This window comes from Pseudomonas sp., assembly GCF_051660785.1.
In the GTDB taxonomy this organism is placed as follows: Bacteria; Pseudomonadota; Gammaproteobacteria; order Pseudomonadales; family Pseudomonadaceae; genus Aquipseudomonas.
This window is the reverse complement of the sequence record NZ_JBOFQE010000044.1, coordinates 33,999-51,233: the sequence shown is the minus strand read 5'-3', so window position 1 is coordinate 51,233 and position 17,235 is coordinate 33,999. Positions and strand designations below refer to the sequence as shown.

The 17,235-nt window shown below is 58.6% G+C and carries 19 protein-coding genes; 10 read left to right on the top strand and 9 right to left on the bottom strand.

Annotated features, from left to right (window positions below):
- Window positions 1-6: 6 nt before the first annotated feature.
- The 3 genes from ACRC4F_RS10940 to ACRC4F_RS10930 all read left to right on the top strand — a co-directional run bounded on the left by ACRC4F_RS10940 (window position 7) and on the right by ACRC4F_RS10930 (window position 2,934).
- Complete coding sequence (locus tag ACRC4F_RS10940; protein WP_438659325.1) at window positions 7-1,968, top strand: acetyl/propionyl/methylcrotonyl-CoA carboxylase subunit alpha; 1,962 nt, start codon at window positions 7-9, stop codon at window positions 1,966-1,968.
- 71 nt (window positions 1,969-2,039) lie between these two features.
- Complete coding sequence (locus ACRC4F_RS10935; protein WP_438659324.1) at window positions 2,040-2,588, top strand: exonuclease domain-containing protein; 549 nt, start codon at window positions 2,040-2,042, stop codon at window positions 2,586-2,588.
- Window positions 2,589-2,649: 61 nt separating this feature from the next.
- Window positions 2,650-2,934 (top strand): pyrimidine/purine nucleoside phosphorylase, encoded by a 285-nt coding sequence (locus tag ACRC4F_RS10930; RefSeq protein WP_054614024.1) that lies wholly within the window; start codon window positions 2,650-2,652, stop codon window positions 2,932-2,934.
- Between the two features lie 72 nt (window positions 2,935-3,006).
- Here ACRC4F_RS10930 and ACRC4F_RS10925 read toward each other — a convergent pair whose 3' ends face one another.
- Both ACRC4F_RS10925 and ACRC4F_RS10920 read right to left on the bottom strand, forming a co-directional pair.
- A complete protein-coding gene (locus ACRC4F_RS10925) occupies window positions 3,007-3,813 on the bottom strand; it encodes an MOSC domain-containing protein (protein WP_438659323.1) in 807 nt (268 codons plus the stop codon).
- A gap of 183 nt (window positions 3,814-3,996) precedes the next feature.
- The gene (locus tag ACRC4F_RS10920; RefSeq protein ID WP_131060074.1) at window positions 3,997-4,932 is read right to left on the bottom strand and encodes a chemotaxis protein CheV; all 936 of its coding nucleotides are present in this window, start codon (window positions 4,930-4,932) and stop codon (window positions 3,997-3,999) included.
- A gap of 462 nt (window positions 4,933-5,394) precedes the next feature.
- On the opposite strand from ACRC4F_RS10920, the gene ACRC4F_RS10915 reads away from it, so the two are divergent.
- The 3 genes from ACRC4F_RS10915 to ACRC4F_RS10905 all read left to right on the top strand — a co-directional run bounded on the left by ACRC4F_RS10915 (window position 5,395) and on the right by ACRC4F_RS10905 (window position 7,830).
- Window positions 5,395-5,865, top strand: a complete 471-nt coding sequence (locus ACRC4F_RS10915) for a hypothetical protein (protein WP_438659322.1) — start codon at window positions 5,395-5,397, stop codon at window positions 5,863-5,865.
- Between the two features lie 415 nt (window positions 5,866-6,280).
- Window positions 6,281-7,174: a sensor histidine kinase gene (locus ACRC4F_RS10910; protein ID WP_438659364.1), complete on the top strand. Its 894-nt coding sequence runs from the start codon at window positions 6,281-6,283 to the stop codon at window positions 7,172-7,174.
- The gene (locus ACRC4F_RS10905) at window positions 7,171-7,830 is read left to right on the top strand and encodes a response regulator (protein ID WP_438659321.1); all 660 of its coding nucleotides are present in this window, start codon (window positions 7,171-7,173) and stop codon (window positions 7,828-7,830) included. The genes ACRC4F_RS10910 and ACRC4F_RS10905 overlap by 4 nt, the downstream gene beginning before the upstream one ends.
- On the opposite strand, the gene yegS is transcribed toward ACRC4F_RS10905, so the two are convergent.
- On the bottom strand, window positions 7,814-8,731 hold the full coding sequence (gene yegS / locus ACRC4F_RS10900; RefSeq protein WP_438659320.1) for a lipid kinase YegS: 918 nt from the start codon (window positions 8,729-8,731) through the stop codon (window positions 7,814-7,816). The two genes, ACRC4F_RS10905 and yegS, sit on opposite strands and share 17 nt — an antisense overlap.
- 321 nt (window positions 8,732-9,052) lie before the next feature.
- On the opposite strand from yegS, the gene ACRC4F_RS10895 reads away from it, so the two are divergent.
- Complete coding sequence (locus tag ACRC4F_RS10895; protein WP_438659319.1) at window positions 9,053-9,361, top strand: hypothetical protein; 309 nt, start codon at window positions 9,053-9,055, stop codon at window positions 9,359-9,361.
- Between the two features lie 67 nt (window positions 9,362-9,428).
- Here the strand turns inward: ACRC4F_RS10895 and ACRC4F_RS10890 are convergent, their stop codons facing one another.
- Both ACRC4F_RS10890 and moaB read right to left on the bottom strand, forming a co-directional pair.
- Window positions 9,429-10,616 carry a molybdopterin molybdotransferase MoeA gene (locus ACRC4F_RS10890; RefSeq protein ID WP_438659363.1) on the bottom strand — a complete coding sequence of 396 codons (1,188 nt, stop codon included), beginning with the start codon at window positions 10,614-10,616 and terminating at the stop codon, window positions 9,429-9,431.
- A gap of 22 nt (window positions 10,617-10,638) precedes the next feature.
- Entirely contained in the window at window positions 10,639-11,178 is a 540-nt protein-coding gene (gene moaB / locus ACRC4F_RS10885) for a molybdenum cofactor biosynthesis protein B (RefSeq protein ID WP_438659318.1), read from the bottom strand.
- Between the two features lie 81 nt (window positions 11,179-11,259).
- Here moaB and mobA point away from each other — a divergent pair, with 81 nt between their 5' ends.
- Together mobA and ACRC4F_RS10875 are read left to right on the top strand one after the other, a co-directional pair.
- Complete coding sequence (gene mobA, locus ACRC4F_RS10880) at window positions 11,260-11,862, top strand: molybdenum cofactor guanylyltransferase MobA (protein WP_438659317.1); 603 nt, start codon at window positions 11,260-11,262, stop codon at window positions 11,860-11,862.
- Window positions 11,863-11,938: 76 nt separating this feature from the next.
- On the top strand, window positions 11,939-12,160 hold the full coding sequence (locus ACRC4F_RS10875) for a YgdI/YgdR family lipoprotein (protein WP_109633577.1): 222 nt from the start codon (window positions 11,939-11,941) through the stop codon (window positions 12,158-12,160).
- 72 nt (window positions 12,161-12,232) lie between these two features.
- Here ACRC4F_RS10875 and ACRC4F_RS10870 read toward each other — a convergent pair whose 3' ends face one another.
- The 3 genes from ACRC4F_RS10870 to ACRC4F_RS10860 all read right to left on the bottom strand — a co-directional run bounded on the left by ACRC4F_RS10870 (window position 12,233) and on the right by ACRC4F_RS10860 (window position 13,919).
- Complete coding sequence (locus ACRC4F_RS10870; RefSeq protein WP_438659316.1) at window positions 12,233-13,123, bottom strand: pseudouridine synthase; 891 nt, start codon at window positions 13,121-13,123, stop codon at window positions 12,233-12,235.
- A gap of 71 nt (window positions 13,124-13,194) precedes the next feature.
- Window positions 13,195-13,515: a transcriptional regulator gene (locus ACRC4F_RS10865; protein WP_438659315.1), complete on the bottom strand. Its 321-nt coding sequence runs from the start codon at window positions 13,513-13,515 to the stop codon at window positions 13,195-13,197.
- Window positions 13,516-13,682: 167 nt separating this feature from the next.
- Window positions 13,683-13,919 (bottom strand): glutaredoxin family protein, encoded by a 237-nt coding sequence (locus ACRC4F_RS10860; RefSeq protein ID WP_438659314.1) that lies wholly within the window; start codon window positions 13,917-13,919, stop codon window positions 13,683-13,685.
- Between the two features lie 207 nt (window positions 13,920-14,126).
- Here ACRC4F_RS10860 and ACRC4F_RS10855 point away from each other — a divergent pair, with 207 nt between their 5' ends.
- Window positions 14,127-15,839 carry a cation:proton antiporter gene (locus ACRC4F_RS10855; RefSeq protein ID WP_438659313.1) on the top strand — a complete coding sequence of 571 codons (1,713 nt, stop codon included), beginning with the start codon at window positions 14,127-14,129 and terminating at the stop codon, window positions 15,837-15,839.
- A gap of 1 nt (window position 15,840) precedes the next feature.
- Here ACRC4F_RS10855 and ACRC4F_RS10850 read toward each other — a convergent pair whose 3' ends face one another.
- Complete coding sequence (locus tag ACRC4F_RS10850) at window positions 15,841-17,049, bottom strand: ammonium transporter (RefSeq protein WP_438659312.1); 1,209 nt, start codon at window positions 17,047-17,049, stop codon at window positions 15,841-15,843.
- Window positions 17,050-17,235: the final 186 nt, after the last annotated feature.

Sequence of the window (17,235 nt, the reverse complement as noted above, 5' to 3'; positions counted from 1 at the left end):
GCACCCATGCCCGGACTCAGCAAAATCCTCATCGCCAACCGCGGTGAAATCGCCTGCCGCATCCAGCGCACCGCCCACTCCCTGGGCTATCGCACCGTTGCCGTATTCAGCGATGCCGACGCCGACGCCCTGCACGTCCAGATGGCCGACGAAGCGGTCAACATCGGCCCGGCCCCGGTGCAACAGTCCTACCTGAATATCCCGGCGATCATCGACGCCGCCCGGCGCAGCGGTGCCGACGCGATCCATCCCGGCTACGGCTTCCTCTCGGAAAACGCCGAATTCGCCCTCGCCTGCCAAACCGCCGGCATCACCTTCATCGGCCCGAGCCCCGAAGCAATCGAGTTGATGGGCAGCAAGCGCCTGTCGAAACTCGCCATGCTCGCGGCCGGCGTGCCGTGCATCAAAGGCTATCAAGGTGCTGAACAGGATGACGCGACCCTGAGCCGCGAAGCCGAACGCATCGGTTACCCGCTGATGATCAAGGCCAGCGCCGGCGGCGGTGGACGCGGCATGCGCTTGGTGCACAGCGCCGACGATTTACTGGAACAGCTGCGAACCGCTCGCTCCGAAGCCCTGCACGGGTTTGGCAGCGACGAACTGATCCTCGAACAAGCACTGATCGATCCGCGGCATGTCGAGGTCCAGGTGTTTGGCGACCAGCACGGCAACCTGATCTACCTCGGCGAACGCGACTGCTCGATCCAGCGCCGCCACCAGAAAGTCATCGAAGAAGCGCCCTGCCCGGTGATGACCGCCGAGTTGCGTCAAAGCATGGGCGAAGCGGCGCTGAAGGCCGGGCGTGCGGTGAATTACGTGGGCGCCGGTACCGTGGAATTCCTGCTGGATGCGCGCGGGCAGTTCTACTTCCTGGAGATGAACACCCGGCTGCAGGTGGAACACCCGGTGACTGAATTGATCACCGGCCTCGATCTGGTCGCCTGGCAGTTGAATGTCGCCGAGGGCCTGCCGCTGCCGTTGAAACAGGAGGAGGTGCAACTCAACGGACATGCCATGGAAGTGCGTTTGTACGCCGAAGATCCGGCCCAGGGCTTTTTGCCGCAAACCGGTCGAATCGAGGCGTGGGAGCTGGCATTGCAAGACGGTGTGCGGATCGATCATGGCTTGCTCGAAGGACAGGACATCAGTCCGTTCTACGATCCGCTGCTGGGTAAAATCATCGCCCATGGCGCGACCCGTGAAGAGGCCCGGCGAAAACTGCTGCGGGCGGTGCAGGACAGCGTGCTGCTGGGCGTGCAAAGCAATCAGCGCTTGCTCGCCAGCCTGCTGCAACACCCGCAGTTCATCAGCGGCGAATTCAGCACCGGCTTCATCCCGAGCTGTTTTGCCGACCATCCTTGCCTGCATCCGTCGGTACCGAGCGCCGAAGAACTGGCCATTGCCGCGGCGTTGTTCTATCACGCGTCGGCGCACGTTCATCGCGCCCCGCTGGCGGGTTGGCGGAATAACGCCAGCGTGCCCCTGCATTATCGAATCGGTCTGGAGGATCAGGACTGGCGAGTGGAACTGAACGCAGCGCCTGACGCACCGTATCGGTTGTACGTTGGCGGCCGAACCCTCGAACTGAAGGTCATCCAGTGCGACGGTCACTGGGCCACCCTGATGATCGACGGGATCCGCCAACGCCATGCCTATCGCCTCGCGGCCGGGCAACTCTGGCTGTTCACCCGCCCCGGCAGCCTGCATCTGGTCGATCGGACCCAAGCGTTGGTCAGTAGCCAGGCCAGCGCCAGCTCCGGCACCCTCAAGGCGCCCATGGACGGGGCGATCGTCGACGTACTGGTCAGTGAGGGCAGCCCGGTCAGCAAAGGTCAGCTGCTGGTGGTGCTCGAAGCGATGAAAATGGAACACCCGCTCAAATCAGGCATCGACGGGGTGCTTAAACGGTTGCAGGTCCGGGTCGGCGATCAGGTCAAAAATCGTCAGATTTTGTTGGAGGTCGAATAAGCCGCTAGGCGGATCCACCGGCTTTGGCTACGCTCAAGCCCTATCAGGACGCGGATACCAGGAACCCTGCGATGCCTCACTGGCTGGTGATAGATCTGGAAGCCACCACCGATGACGGTGGCTGGCCAGTTACGGAGATGGAAATCATCGAAATTGGTGCCACTCTGGTGGACCGAAAAGGTCGCGAAGTGGATTATTTCCAGTGCTTCGTACGGCCGTTACAGCGGCCGCTGCTGACACCGTTTTGCCGGGAGCTGACGCATATCACTCAGGCTAACGTTGACGCAGCAAAACCGCTGAGCGAGGTATGGCCGTCATTCGAGCAATGGCTCGTGCACCATCAATCGAAGCTGGAGGGCTGGGCGAGTTGGGGCGATTACGATCGCAAGCAACTGCTTCAGGAATGGCAGCGACTGCAACTGACCAGCGTTCTTGCCAGCGTGCCGCATATGAATCTCAAGCAGCGTTTCGCCAAGGCCCGACGCCTGGAGCGCCCGCTGGGGCTCAACGGCGCGCTGCAACTGGCGGGCATGCAGTTCAATGGCCAACAGCATCGGGCGCTGGAAGATGCGCGCAACACGGCGCGGCTGTTGCCACAGGTTCTCCCGCCGGAGAGGTGACGGCGTTCGAGGCCTTGTGCATACTGGCCGGCCCTTTTTAGCCCTTATCGAGGAATCGCCCATGTTTAAAGTCAACGAGTACTTCGACGGCACCGTCAAGTCGATCGCCTTTGGCACCGCTGAAGGTCCTGCGACCATCGGCGTCATGGCTCCGGGCGAATACGAATTCGGCACCAGCCAGCGTGAAATCATGCACGTGGTGACCGGCGCCCTGACCGTCAAGCTGCCTGACAGCAGCGACTGGGAAACCTTCGCCGCTGGCAGCCAATTCAACGTGCCTGCCAACAGCAAGTTCCAGCTGAAAGTGGCCGTCGACACCGCTTACCTGTGCGAATACCGCGGCTAAACCCGCAGGGTTCACAGCGACAAAAAAATGCCCGCCTCCTTGTTGGACGCGGGCATTTTTCATTCAGTCTGTTTATTCCAGGATGGTCACCGGCATACCAACTTCAAGTTTGCCGTTGCTGTCGTTGACCAGGTTCTGCCCGAACATCGCACCATCAGCCTCGGAACGGTATTTCTGCAAGGTGGCCAACGGTTCACGATCATTGCTGCGCTGACCGGTTTGCGGATCGATGGTAGTCAGGATGCAGCGCGAACAGGACTTGACCACGCGGAACTCGACATCGCCAATGCGGATACGCTTCCAGCTGTCTTCGGCGTACGCCTCGCTGCCCTCGATCACCAGATTCGGCCGAAAGCGCAGCATTTCCAGCGGGCGCCCGACTTTTTGCGAGAGGTCTTCCAGGGACGCCTGTCCGATCAGCAACAGCGGGAAGCCATCGGCGAAGGCCACTTGATCGTCGTCCCGGCCGTAGCCCGCTTGCGTAGTGCGCGCACGATCCAGGGGGATTTGCACCAGTCGCGTCGGTTTTCCAATGAATTCACTGAGCCAGGCACCGGCCTCATCACCAGCATCGGGCACCCGCAGACTGTCCTTGAATATCGTCACGCCCCGCAGCTCAGCGTTGCTGTTTGGCAAGGCAATGTCGATGGGTGAGCGCCCGGGAGCACTGAGGGTCAAGCCACCGTCGGCATTCCACAGCGCCGACAACTGACTCATCTGCCCCACTGCGCGCTGGGTCAGGAAGCGCCCGCTGGCCTCGTCCACGAGCATCCAGCGTCGATCACCGTCCAGCCCCAGCTTGTCGAGGCTGACCTGTTGCAGGGTCTCGCCCTTGCCGGATTTCAACGGATAACGGTACAGCGCGCTCAGACGCAACATGGCCAGCTCCCTGGTGGGCAAAAAAAGCCACCCTATACGAGCTTGATCGCCGAATCAAAGGCCAAAAAACTGTGGGAGCGAGCTTGCTCGCGATGGCGGTTTAACATTCAACTTTTATGTCGACTGTCCCGCCACCTTCGCGAGCAGGCTCGCTCCTGCAGGTTGATCGTGTGCAACCTTAGATCAGGCCGGCACTTCATCGAGCATCAGGCGCTGGCGAACCACATCGACAAGTTTGTCCGGCTGGAACTTGGAGAGGAAGTTGTCGCAGCCGACCTTCTTGACCATCGAGTCGTTGAAGCTGCCCGACAACGATGTGTGCAGCACCACGTACAGGCCACGCAGACGCGGATCGTTACGAATTTCGGTGGTCAAGCGATAGCCGTCCATTTCCGGCATTTCCGCGTCGGTAAAGACCATCAGCAGTTTGTCGGTCATCGACACGCCCGTATCGGCCCAGGCCTTGAGCATGTTCAGCGCCTTCAAGCCGTCGCTGGCGATGTGCATCTTTACGCCCAACTGGCCCAGGGTGTCGCGCAGTTGCGACAAGGCTACGTTGGAGTCGTCAACCAGCAGCACTTCACGACCGCGAGCCCGCTCCAGCACCGGGTCGTCAAGTTTCTCGCGCGAGACCTTGGCGTTGTAGGGCACGATTTCAGCCAGGACCTTTTCGACGTCGATGATTTCCACCAACTGATCGTCGACCTTGCTGATGGCGGTCAGGTAATGCTGGCGGCCGGCGCTGGTTGGCGGCGGCAGAATGGCTTCCCAGTTCATGTTGACGATGCGGTCCACGCCGCCAACCAGGAACGCCTGCACCGAACGGTTGTACTCGGTGACAATGATTGTACTGGTCGGGCTCGGCACCAGAGGACGCATGCCGATGGCCTGGGACAGGTCGATCACCGGCAACGTCTGGCCACGCAGGTTGACCACACCGCAGACAAACGGATGGCGCTGGGGCATCAGGGTCAGCTTCGGCAGTTGCAACACTTCCTGCACTTTGAAGACGTTGATCGCAAACAATTGCCGACCGGCCAGCCGGAACATGAGAATTTCCAGGCGATTCTCACCCACCAGTTGCGTGCGTTGGTCTACCGTGTCGAGAATGCCGGCCATTAATGACTCCTGGGCTTGTACTGATGAATTCACTAAAGAGGGTTATCGGCTGTTTTTGGCAGACCTTGACCCCGAGACAAAATGCCACGATCGGGCATTGATGTCACATTAACATCATGCTTTACTGGCGCCGTGATTTCATCTGCTCCATCCCCTGCGGCGCGACCTCGGTTTGCACGTAAGGTTCCCCTGTGTAAGGGATTCCCCTAGTAACAATCAGGCCCAACCTGATATTCGCCATATCCAATAGCCATTAATGTGACGCCATTCTCATTGCATGAACGGAGTCAGGCTTTTGTGTGCGATCGCAGGTAAGTGGCCATCCACCCTCTCGAGTTCCCCAGCCTGCGCCCAGGCCTGCCGGAGCGCGATCTCATGCCGGCATGGCAGCGTCGGGACGCAGTGCGTCTTCGTCGACACACACGACATCCCCTCATTTGACATGACGTTGTGGAGATAAGCATGCCGAACGACCCTAAGCAGTGGGCTCAGCGCTTTCCGGAGTTCCTCGTCGAGGCAGAAACACTGCTGGCCAAATCGGAGGAATGCCTTAGCCATCTGCAATTGATCAGCAATGACAAGGACGCAATCGATTGCATGCTCAGCAGCCTCCTGAAATTGGCCAGCAAGGCCGATGCCCTGGCGCTGGAAGCGGTGTCCGAATTTTCGCTGCATATCCATGGGTTGCTGACCCACGCCCAAAGCCACATGGACCTGCACGACCAGGCCCTGGGTGCGCTGAAAGACTGTTTCACATTGATGGCCTGGCAACTTGAACTCATCGACCAGACCACCGGCCAACTCAGCCTCGACGACAGTGAACAGACTTCATTGATCGAAGCCTTTGCGTTTCAGGTCGGGCAAAGTCATTTTCAGCTTCCGGTTAACTCCAAACCCTTCACGCTCGTCTCTTATTCGGAGCGACAGGCTTAATTCGCCAGATAACGATGCGGTATTGCGTATTCTTATTGCCATGATGCAGCTCATTAAGTTGAATGCGCCCATGTCGCAATTGAATATTTCATATCTGTCAACGACAGCCGAATACAAATAACTATTCCCGCCATAAAACTTTTTCCATTATGGAACTATCGTCCAAAACTTCTAATTCCTGACCGAATAGACATATATACCAAACGCGACCGACGGTATCTTAAGTGGTATTATGCCGCCCATTAGTTGACGCCATTTAATGGCAAAGTGACCCTTGATGAAAACAGTCCGAAGTTGTGGCTGTCATTTCCCCGGGACTGCATTGCTCAAGACGAGTCACCAGATTTTCAGACAGAGACCCGTCAAGCACTTTGGCCGGTCTGCCCGCAGCGAACATCCATTGGCTCCATCCGCTATGTACGCCAGCCTCAAGTCACTCACCCTATGGCCACCCTCCCAGGCAACCGCGCGGCGGTTCACGCTTTTGCTGTGCACCGGCTCGGCATTTGGCAGCCTGCTGGCCTTCAGCCTGTCAGCTCCGCTGCCGGCAAGCCTGCTGGTAGTCAATATGGCGGCAGTGGCCTGCGTCTGGGTGCAACATTTGCTTTCGCGCAAGTCGATAAAATTCCAGCCACAAGAGCTGGCCGACCGTCTTTTGGAAGTACAGGAAAACGAACGACACAGGCTCAGCCGAGAACTGCATGACGACATCGGCCAGTTACTGACCGCTTCAAAACTTCAAAGTGAATGGCTCAAACGCCGGATGCCGGAAGACATGCAAGGCCAGTGTTCGTTGCTCTGCGACACGCTGGAAGAAACCCTGGCCAAGGTTCGTGATGTCTCGGCCATTCTCAATCCAAGGCAGTTGACCAGCCTCGGGCTGGAAGCCAGTCTACGTGCGCATCTGCTAAAGACCCTGGCCAATACATCGGTGCACTGGAGCCTGGAATGCCATCAACGCTTGACCGGCATACCGGAAGAAATGGCAGTGGCCGCCTTTAGAATCGCCCAGGAAGCGGTGACCAACATTCTGCGTCACGCCGAAGCGAAAAACCTGCTGATCCGCCTGCAACGCACGCCCCAGGGTCTGACCCTGTCGATCAGCGACGATGGCCTTGGGTTCGCGCCGTCAGCAGACCCCGGGCGAGAGGGACAGCGCGGGATGGCCGGAATGGTGGAACGGATCGATCAGCTCGGCGGTACCCTCGCCGTGATCAGCGAGCCGGGCAAAGGCACTCAAATTGAAGCACTCTTCCCCTGGGCGCCCCGAGCGCTTGAACGGGCCAGTACGAATAAGGTTATGCATTGACTTGTAACTTACTTCTGGTGGATGACCACTCGCTTATCAGGGCAGGCGTGCGCGCTCTGGTGCTGGATATTCCCGGCTACGCGGTTATTGGTGAGGCCAATGACGGTTCGCAGCTACTCGAGATGGTCGAGAAACTGTCGCCTGATATTGTTCTGCTGGATATCTCCATGAAGGAGACCGGCGGCCTTGAAGCCTTGCAACGACTCAAGCGCGTCCGTCCGCACAGCAAGGTGCTGATCCTGTCGATGCACACCGACCCGGCCCTCATCATGCAGGCGCTTGAGTCCGGTGCATATGGCTACTTGCTCAAAGACACCACGGCCACCGAGCTGGAACACGCCCTGGACGCCTTGCGCAATAACGAACGCTACCTGAGCCCGGCCATTGCCCACACGGTCATCAACCAGGCGCTGATCCGCAATCAGAAACATCAACCCGAGCCTGCGGACTCGCACAACCTGACAGCCCGGCAGCTGGAAATCCTGCGATTGATCGTCCGGGGCAAATCCACCCGGGAAATCGCCAATGGCCTGGGCCTCAGTATCAAAACTGTTGAAACCCACCGCTCGCAGATCATGAAGCGCCTGCAGATCTATGACGTGGCCGGCCTGGTACTGTTTGCCGTGCGCGAGCAAATCATCAGTCTGGACGATTAGCCGTCTTCGAAGCGCTCAGCAGTGGCGAGTTTTCCGGCAAATGCACGCGCAATGCCGCTGGGCGCGCCGAGAAACGCAGGCTCTCGCCCTCAATAGGTTCGCCATCCAGATTGATGTAGAGGCCTTCCGAGACCTTGATCTCGACCCATGGCAGGCGAGCTCGTACAAACATATTGTCAATGCCGAAGCCATCGGTCAGCAGTGTTTTCAATGTACTGACCACTTCCTGGGGGGCGGGCAAAATGCTGATATCCAGTAGACCATCGTCAGCCAGCGCCTCCGGGCACAGCATGTGGCCGCCACCAGCCTGCCGGCCATTGCCGATCCCTAAGGCCAATAGCTCACCGCTCCAATGGAAGTCCGGCCCCTGCAACTCGCCGTAGGCTGCATGCAACTCGCTGAAGCGCGATAACCCGGTGAAAAGATACGCTGCGCCCCCGAGGACTTTTTTCAAGTCCTCAGAGGTATTCGCCGTGACCTGACTACCGAAGCCGCCGGTGGCCATGTTCAGGAAGACCTGCCCGCCAACCTCCCCCAGATCAATCGCGTGCGGAGCTGCGTCCAGAAGGTCCAGCGCCAGGGCCGGTTCCAGCGGCACACCGGCGGCGCGAGCAAAATCGTTGGCGGTGCCCAGCGGCATCAGCACCAGACTGGCCTGCGTCGACTGCGCGGCCATGGCTTCGGCGATATCTCGCAAGGTGCCATCACCGCCGCCGGCAATCAGTTGCGTATAGCCTGCGTTCAGCGCTTCTTCCACCAGCCGCTGCGCGTCACCCGCCTCCCAGGTCAGTCGGACCGCCAACTCCCAGCCCTGCTTGCGCTTAACGTCGACGGCCGCGCGGACCTCTTCGTTGAGTGCCTGCTTGCCATGCAGAATCAACAGCGCCTTGCGCTCACTCATTGTTGTCGCTCCCCTGATTGGAATCCTATGGGAGATGTTGACCTCACCTGCCCCTATAAAAGTCGCATGGATTTGAATTTTTTTGACGTGCGCAGCTTTTCGGTCCTACAGGGCGGGAAATTTTCTTACAAGATGTACGGAATCGGCTCAATTGACCAATCCTGGCGGTTGGTACAACTTGGTGGCTGCGGTATCAGTCTTCAACATTAAAACCACAGGGACGTGCAGCAATGAATAAAACATCTCCAAGGGCCACGCAAAGCGCAATCAACAACTGTGTCAGCCAGCCAAAGGGCTTTAAAGCAAGGAGCGTTTTCGCCCATGCAAAGTCATGACATCAGATTACCGATCAGTCAGGTGTCGCCATTGGCAGACAATCGCGCCCATCATCAGGCTGAATTCAATAACAACGCAAAGCACACCGGAGGAGTTGACATGGAACCTCGCGTCATTGAACTCGAGACTCACCTCAAATACATCCGAAGAGACATGGAAGAGGTCCGTGGTGACGTAAGATCCATCAAGCACAGACTGGCCTACTCGGCGGGTGGGGCAGCCGTTGTCCTGGGGCTGCTGGGCTGGGTCGCCAACAGCCGCTTTGATCAGCTCGTATCACTTCTGGCTCGTTAAACGCTAGCCATGCACGCAAGCCTCGATACGAGCAACCGGGCTTGCGTCGCAAGGGCGTCGACCGGAATCAGCTCAGGACTTCGCTCAACGGAATGAAGTTCACGTAATCGCCTTCGACCAGCGTGCGGTCTTCCAGCACTTCGACCAGGCCATCAGCCCAAGCGGCACTGCGAAGCACCCCGGAGCTCTGATTCTTGTAGATGATTGCCCGACCATTCTCCAGGCGTCCGCGCAGATACTCTCGGCGATTGCCTGCCTTGGGCCAGTCGAATCCGGCCGGCACCTGGAACTTCAACGGTTCAACTTCTTTCACACCTTGGCGGCGCAGGAGATAGGGCCTGGCCAACAATGCAAAGGTAACCAGTGTCGACGCAGGGTTGCCGGGCAAACCAATCACAGGGACGCCGCGAAAATGCCCGAACGTCAGCGGCTTGCCTGGTTTGATGGCGAGCTTCCACAGGGTCAACTCGCCCTCTTCGCGCAAGGCAATACCCAGGAAATCGGCCTCGCCGACAGACACACCACCGGTAGAAAGGATCAGGTCAACATGCTTCAGCTCGCCCAGGCGGGCACGAGTGGTCGCCAGATCATCTGGAAGAATGCCGGCATCGATCACTTCACAGCCCAGACGTTGTAACCAGCTGCAGAGCAATACGCGATTACTGTTGTAAATCTGTCCCGGCCCAAGGGGCTGGCCTGGCTCTACCAATTCATCGCCGGTCGACAGGACCGCAACACGAACCTTGCGAACCACGTCCAGCTCAGCGCACCCCAGCGACGCCGACAGGCCCTGCTCGATGGGTCCGAGGCGCGTGCCTGCCGGCAACACAAGTTCACCAACGGTGGTTTCCTGGCCTTGTGGCCGGATGTTCTGACCCGGCGTCATTGGCTCGATTAAACGAACACGCTCATCCGCCAGGACCTCGGCGTTCTCCTGCATCTCGACGCAATCGGCACCCGCCGGAACAGGCGCGCCGGTAAAAATCCGGGCGCAGGTACCTGGGCTCAACGGTTCCGGTGCCTGACCGGCAAAAATTTTCTGACTGACAACCAACGGTTCTCCCGTCCAGTCAGCGATGCGCAAGGCATAGCCGTCCATGGCACTGTTCGGCCAAGGTGGCAGATCAAGCGTCGAGACCAGGTCTTCGGCGAGTACGCGACCTTCAACCTGTGCCAACGGCAGGCGCTCACGCTCGCGTATCGTTGATGCCTCAGCCATTTCCAGCAAACGCGCCAACGCCACCTCGACTGCCATCAAGCTGCCGGTTTTGCCAGGCTTACCCACGGGATTCACAGGGTTCGGCCTGTTTCAGGTGAGCGACAAAATTGCAGGGGCGGTGCCGCGAATCCAGCTGTTCGGCGAGGATGCCGTCCCAACCCGTGCGCACAGCGTTGGTCGAACCCGGCAAACAGCAAACCAGCGTGCCGTTGGCCAAACCCGCCAGGGCTCGGGACTGGACAGTCGAAGTGCCGATGTCCGCGACCGAAATCTGCCGGAACAGCTCTCCGAAACCGTCGACTTGCTTGTCCAGCAGGCAACTCACCGCTTCCGGCGTGCTGTCGCGCCCGGTGAACCCGGTGCCGCCGGTGATCAACACCACCTGCACGACCTCATCGGCAATCCAGTTGGCGACTTGCGCGCGAATTTTGTAGAGGTCATCTTTAAGCAGAACCCGAGCGGCCAGGTAATGACCGGCAGCGCTCAAGCGGTCGACGAAGACCTGTCCTGACGTATCGGTTTCCAGGGTGCGGGTATCACTGACAGTCAACACCGCGATGTTGAGCGGTGCGAAAGGTACATCAGCCTTGGCTTTCATAGGCTCGTCCAGTTGTAGGATAAACAGCCCGGTGTTATATCACAGCGCCCCGTTTTTTCGCCGCCCCCATGGAGACTTCCCATGACCTCGTCTACACAGTTGCCACCCTGCTCCATTCTGCTCCTGGCAGGTGGTCGAGGCCAACGCATGGGTGGTCAGGACAAAGGGTTGCTGGAATGGCATGGCGAGCCGCTGATTGCGCATCTGCATCGCAAGACCCGTGCGCTGAGCGACGACCTGATCATCTCCTGCAACAGGAACCTGGAAAAATACGCGCCTTACGCCGATCAACTGGTCCATGACGACGAGGGTGACTTTCCGGGCCCCATGGCCGGTATTCGCGCAGGCCTCAAGGCCGCCCGCCATCCCTATCTGCTGGTGTTGCCGTGCGACGTGCCACGCATCGATGCGGCCTTGCTCCACAGCATGCGCGAAACCGCCCGCCAGCACCTGGACAAACCGCTGATGCTGCGCCATAACGAACACTGGGAACCGTTGCTGTGCATTATTCCCGTGGCCCTCGCGGCAGAATTCGAAAGTGCCTGGAACAACGGCGAACGCAGCCCGGGTCGTCTAATGCGCAAAATGGGTGCTACCGCCCTGCAATGCCCTGACGACGACCCTCGCCTGGCTAACCTCAACACGCCGGAGCTGTTAAGCACACACAACACTGTGTCAGACTGACACGAGAAGGAACTTGCGCGCGTTGTATACGTCTCAAGCTCAGCAACCAAAAGAATTCATATTCGGAGACACACTCATGACTCAACGGACCCTCGCCACTTTCATGCTCGCACTGGGCCTTGCTACCCTCGCCGGTTGCGCATCGCCTACAGTGATCACCTTGAATGACGGTCGCGAAATCCAGGCCGTCGACGCGCCAAAATACGATGACGAATCGGGTTTCTACGAGTTCGAACAGCTGGATGGCAAGCAAACCCGCATCAACAAGGATCAGGTTCGTACCGTTAAAGAGTTGTAATCTTTGCGACGATGACACCGGATACAAAAAAGCCCGCTTGATGCGGGCTTTTTCGTGCCTGGAGTACCGTGATCACCACTGCAGGGTGATGGTGCTCTCGAATTCACGTTGCTGGCCAGTGACCGGGTCGATAAACCGCAACCCCTGGGCCAGCAGCTTCAAGGGGTTGGCATAGTCATCCTCGACATCCTTGAGTACCTGCGGGTAGAACGGGTCGTTGCAGATACTGGCGCCCAAAGCGGTCATGTGTACCCGCAACTGATGTTTTTTCCCCGTCACCGGATAAAGTCCATAACGCCAGAGATCGCCGTTCTTCTCACGAACCTCGACTGCGGTCTCGGTGTTACTGACGCCCGGACCTTCCTGCATGCGAAAGAACGGCTCGCCATCGACCAGCCGACTTTTGTGAACCAATGGGAAGGCAAGCTCAGGCAACGCGCGGGCGATTGCTTCGTAGCGTTTTTCGATTTGTCGCGTAGGAAATAATGACTGGTAAGCCGAGCGGCTCTCAGGGTTCGCGGAAAACAGCACCAACCCCGCCGTATGCCGGTCAATGCGATGCAAAGGCACCAGATGCGGGTTATCCAGTCGACGGATCAACCGTCGCAGCAACGTCTGCTCCACGTATTCGCCAGCAGGTGTCACTGGCAGAAAATGCGGCTTGTCCGCCACCACCAGGTGTTCGTCGGCGTACAGGATCGACTCGACCACCGGGATCGGTTTTTCGTCCGGCACCTCACGGAAGTAATGAATCCGCAGGCCTTCCTTGTAACGCAGATCAATAGCAATCGGCTGACCATGCCCGTCAAGCACGCGACCGCGAGCAATTCTGTCCAGCCATTGGTCACGACCGATAGCGCTGAAGTGTTCACACAGGCAATCGAGCACGGTCTGCCACGGGCCCGGCGGCAAGTACAGCGTGCTGGCCTGGTTGTGCGCAGCAGAAAAAGACGAAGTGGACATACGAACGCTCTGACCCTCAATACAGGGCAGCATTATCCAACAGTGGCCGGAACGGACCTAGAAAAGAATCCTCAAGCCGCCGGTATCTGCGTGCGCGCCGCGGCCTCGGTGAACTCCTTCAGCCAGCGCAACACATCAACCGCCTCCCAGCGACCTGGATCATAAAGCGCATACAACAACCCCTGATAACCCACGACATCCAGCTGCCGGTGATAACCCGCACGCTGGAACAACGCTTCGATTTCGGCAAAACAGGTATTGAAGTGCAGTTTATTGAAAGGGGTTTTTCCTTCCAGGACCAGACCATCCAGACGCAATTCGAGGACAGCCTCGCGCACAACATCGACCGCCATCCGGTTCACGCTGTTTTTCAATTGTTCGACATTGACCACGATGTATCCCTCTTACGCCCTGAACTGCCTGCTCAACCCTGAAAACCAGAAGTGCGCGGCAGCATTACGAATAACTGTATGCGCATACAGTATCCGAAGAGCATCGATTAAGCCAAGGGGATCGATCGCAAAGTTCGACAAACGGGATATCGCTACCGGAAAACTGATTAACGCAGGAACGCTACAACCTGGTCGGCACTGAATGGCCAGCCCAGCTCAGCGCCGGTATCACGCCGCCGTAGCACCGGAATACGCAAACTGTAAGCTTCAAACCACGTTTCATCCTCAGCGATATCTACCAGTTCAACCAGCAGGCCACGTTCGACAAATTCCATCAGCATGGCTTCGGCCACTTCGCAGAGATGGCACCCTGAGGTACCGAACAGCTGACATTCAGGAAGCATGAGTGCTCAACCTAAGAAATTAAGTAATCATTCTAGGCCTGCCTCGAAAAGCCGTCGAGCCGTTGGAGCGTCTACCCTTGGAACACGAACGGCGATGGCGGCGGCAAAACCCTGATGCATATCAGACGCTTCAGAAGACATTTACGCGATGCTCAGGTTTTTTTTACTTCTACGCTTGAATAGCCAGCCCCATCACCGGAGTTTTTCGTGTTCGCCAACCTCTTGATCATCCTCGCCTCCTCCCTGGTGGTGATTGCACTGTTCCAGCGCCTGCGTTTGCCACCGGTGCTGGGCTATCTGTGCGTGGGGCTGATGATCGGGCCGACTGCGCTTGACTGGGTGAATGAAAGCGAAGAACTGCCGGACCTTGCGGAGCTGGTCGTTGTGTTCCTGCTGTTCTCCCTCGGGCTGGAATTTTCCCTGTCGAAAATGATTGCGTTGCGACGCGTGGTATTCGGCCTTGGCAGCCTGCAAGTGCTGGGGACGGGGATAGTGCTGGGGGGCTTGTTGATGTTGCTCGGCATGTCGACAACGCCTGCGCTGTTACTCGGTGCCGGCCTGTCGCTGTCCTCCACCGCCATTGTCAGCAAGGAGCTCGGCAGCCTCGGCGAAATTTTCAGCAGCCACGGCCAGAACGCCATCGCCGTGCTGCTGTTCCAGGACGTCGTGGCGGTGTTGTTGCTGACCCTGGTGCCGGTGTTCGCCGGTAATAGCGATCAAGCCTGGTATTGGGCATTGCCGCTGACACTGGGCAAGACCCTGGTGCTGTTCGGCGGTCTGCTGCTGGCCAGTCGCTGGTTGCTGCCCCGCCTGTTCCATGAAGTCGCCGCCGCCCGTTCACCGGAGCTGTTCGTGCTGCTGGCACTGGTCATCGTTTTGCTGACAGCGTGGCTGACTCACCTGCTCGGCCTCTCCCCTGCCCTCGGCGCATTTCTCGCCGGCATGCTACTGGGAGAAAGCCACTATCGGCATCAGATCGAGGCGGACATCCGCCCATTCCGCGACATCTTGCTCGGGTTGTTTTTCGTCAGTATCGGCATGCTGATCGACTTGCAGCTGTTTGCCAGCCACGGCCTGTTGATCCTCGGACTGACACTTGGGTTGCTAATGATCAAGGGCACCGTGGTCGCGCTGCTGGTCAAATGGCGCGGCAGCGACGGCGAAACTGCGTGGCGCAGCGGCCTGGCACTGGCTCAGGGGGGCGAATTCTGCTTTGCGTTGATGGCATTGATGCAGCAAAACAAACTGATGCCCGCTGACTTCGGCGGCCTTCTACTCGCCGCGACATTCTGCTCGATGCTGGTCACTCCGTTGCTGCTGCGCGCCGCTCCCCACCTTGCGACACGCCTGCATCGCAACCCCAACGAAGAAGTCAAACTGGCGGAAATCAGTGCGCTCAACGCCGATTTGCACAACCACGTTGTGATCTGTGGTTATGGTCGGGTGGGTCAGTCCATCGGCCGCGCGCTACGCAATGCGTTGCAACCTTACCTGGCACTGGACACCGACCCGGTGCGTGTCCAGGAAGCCGCCGTCGGTGAAACCTGCGTGCATTACGGCGATTCGCGGCGTGGTGAACTGCTGATCGCGGTAGGCCTGGCGCGCGCCAGGCTGCTGGTGATTGCCGTGGACCAGACCGACATCGCGCTCCTGATTCTCCAGGAGGCGCGCCGGTTGAACTCAACGATTCCGGTCCTGGTACGCACTCGGGACGACAGTCAACTGGCCGAGTTGAAAGCGGCCGGCGCCAGCGAAGTCGTGCCCGAACTGCTGGAGTCGAGCCTGATGCTCGCCTCCCACGCCCTGATCATGCTCGGTTTACCCGCGCATCAGGTACAGGAGCGGGCCGACCAGATACGGCATGACCGCTATCGTCTGCTGCACGGTTTTTATCCCGGGAGCGACGATGAAGAAAAGTGAGTCAGTCCTGACTTACGGCGCCGATCTTGTGCACCGACAAGTCCGCGCCGTAATACTCCTCCTCCTGGCTCAAACGCAGACCATGCAACGCCTTGATCACGCCATACACCACAAAACCGCCGAGCAACGCGACGATCACCCCCAACGAAGTGCCGATCACCTGGCTGATCAGGCTCACCCCGCCCAAACCACCCAACGCGCTCTGGCCGAAGATGCCGCAGGCGATTCCACCCCACACACCGCACAAACCATGCAATGGCCAGACACCCAGCACATCGTCGATGCGCCATTTGACCTGAGCCGCGGTGAAGCACCAGACAAACAATGTCCCGGCGATCACACCCGTGATCAGTGCGCCCACCGGATGCATCAGGTCGGACCCGGCGCAGATCGCCACCAACCCGGCCAGTGGGCCGTTATGCAAAAAACCCGGGTCATTGCGTCCGACGATCAACGCCGCCACGGTGCCGCCGACCATGACCATCAGCGAGTTCACCGCCACCAGTCCGCTGACACCTTGCAGCGTTTGTGCGCTCATGACGTTGAAGCCGAACCAGCCGACGATCAGGATCCACGAACCCAATGCGAGGAAGGGAATGCTCGACGGTGCAAAAGCCACCAGTCGACCTTCCCGATAACGCCCTTGCCTTGGCCCGAGCAACAACACCGCCGCAAGCGCCAGCCACCCGCCCATGGCGTGCACCACGACGGAACCTGCGAAGTCATGGAAGCTGGCGCCAAAACGCCCCAGCAACCAGGCTTGCAGCCCGAAATTGCCGTTCCAGATCATGCCTTCAAAGAACGGATAGATGAACGCCACGATCAGCGCCGTCGCACACAACTGCGGCACGAATCTGGCGCGCTCGGCAATGCCTCCGGAAATGATCGCGGGAATTGCCGCAGCAAAGGTCAGCAGAAAGAAAAACTTCACCAGCCCGTAACCGTGATCGGCATTGATCACCGCCGCAGGTTTCATGAAGGTGACCCCGTAGGAAATCCAATAGCCTATAAAGAAGTAGGCCAAGGTCGAAATGGCGAAGTCGCTGAGGATCTTCGACAGGGCGTTGACCTGGTTCTTTTGCCGAACCGTGCCGACTTCAAGAAAGGCGAAACCGGCGTGCATGGCCAGAACCATGACTGCACCGATCAGAATGAACAATGTATTGGAGCTGTGGACCAGACTGTCCACAGCGCTTTGCAGATTTTCCATGGAGTTGGCAGACCTGAAGGCTGAAAAAGCACCAAAGCGGTTCGCGCAGGCCGTCCATGCACCAAGTTGCGGCCCGCCGGGATCAAGGCGTTGATTCCAATGAACCGCTTTGGCGCACAAGGCCGGAACCTTCACGCGAGTTATGATTGTTTGAATCAGGGTTTTCCTGAAATCATGCCCGGCAAC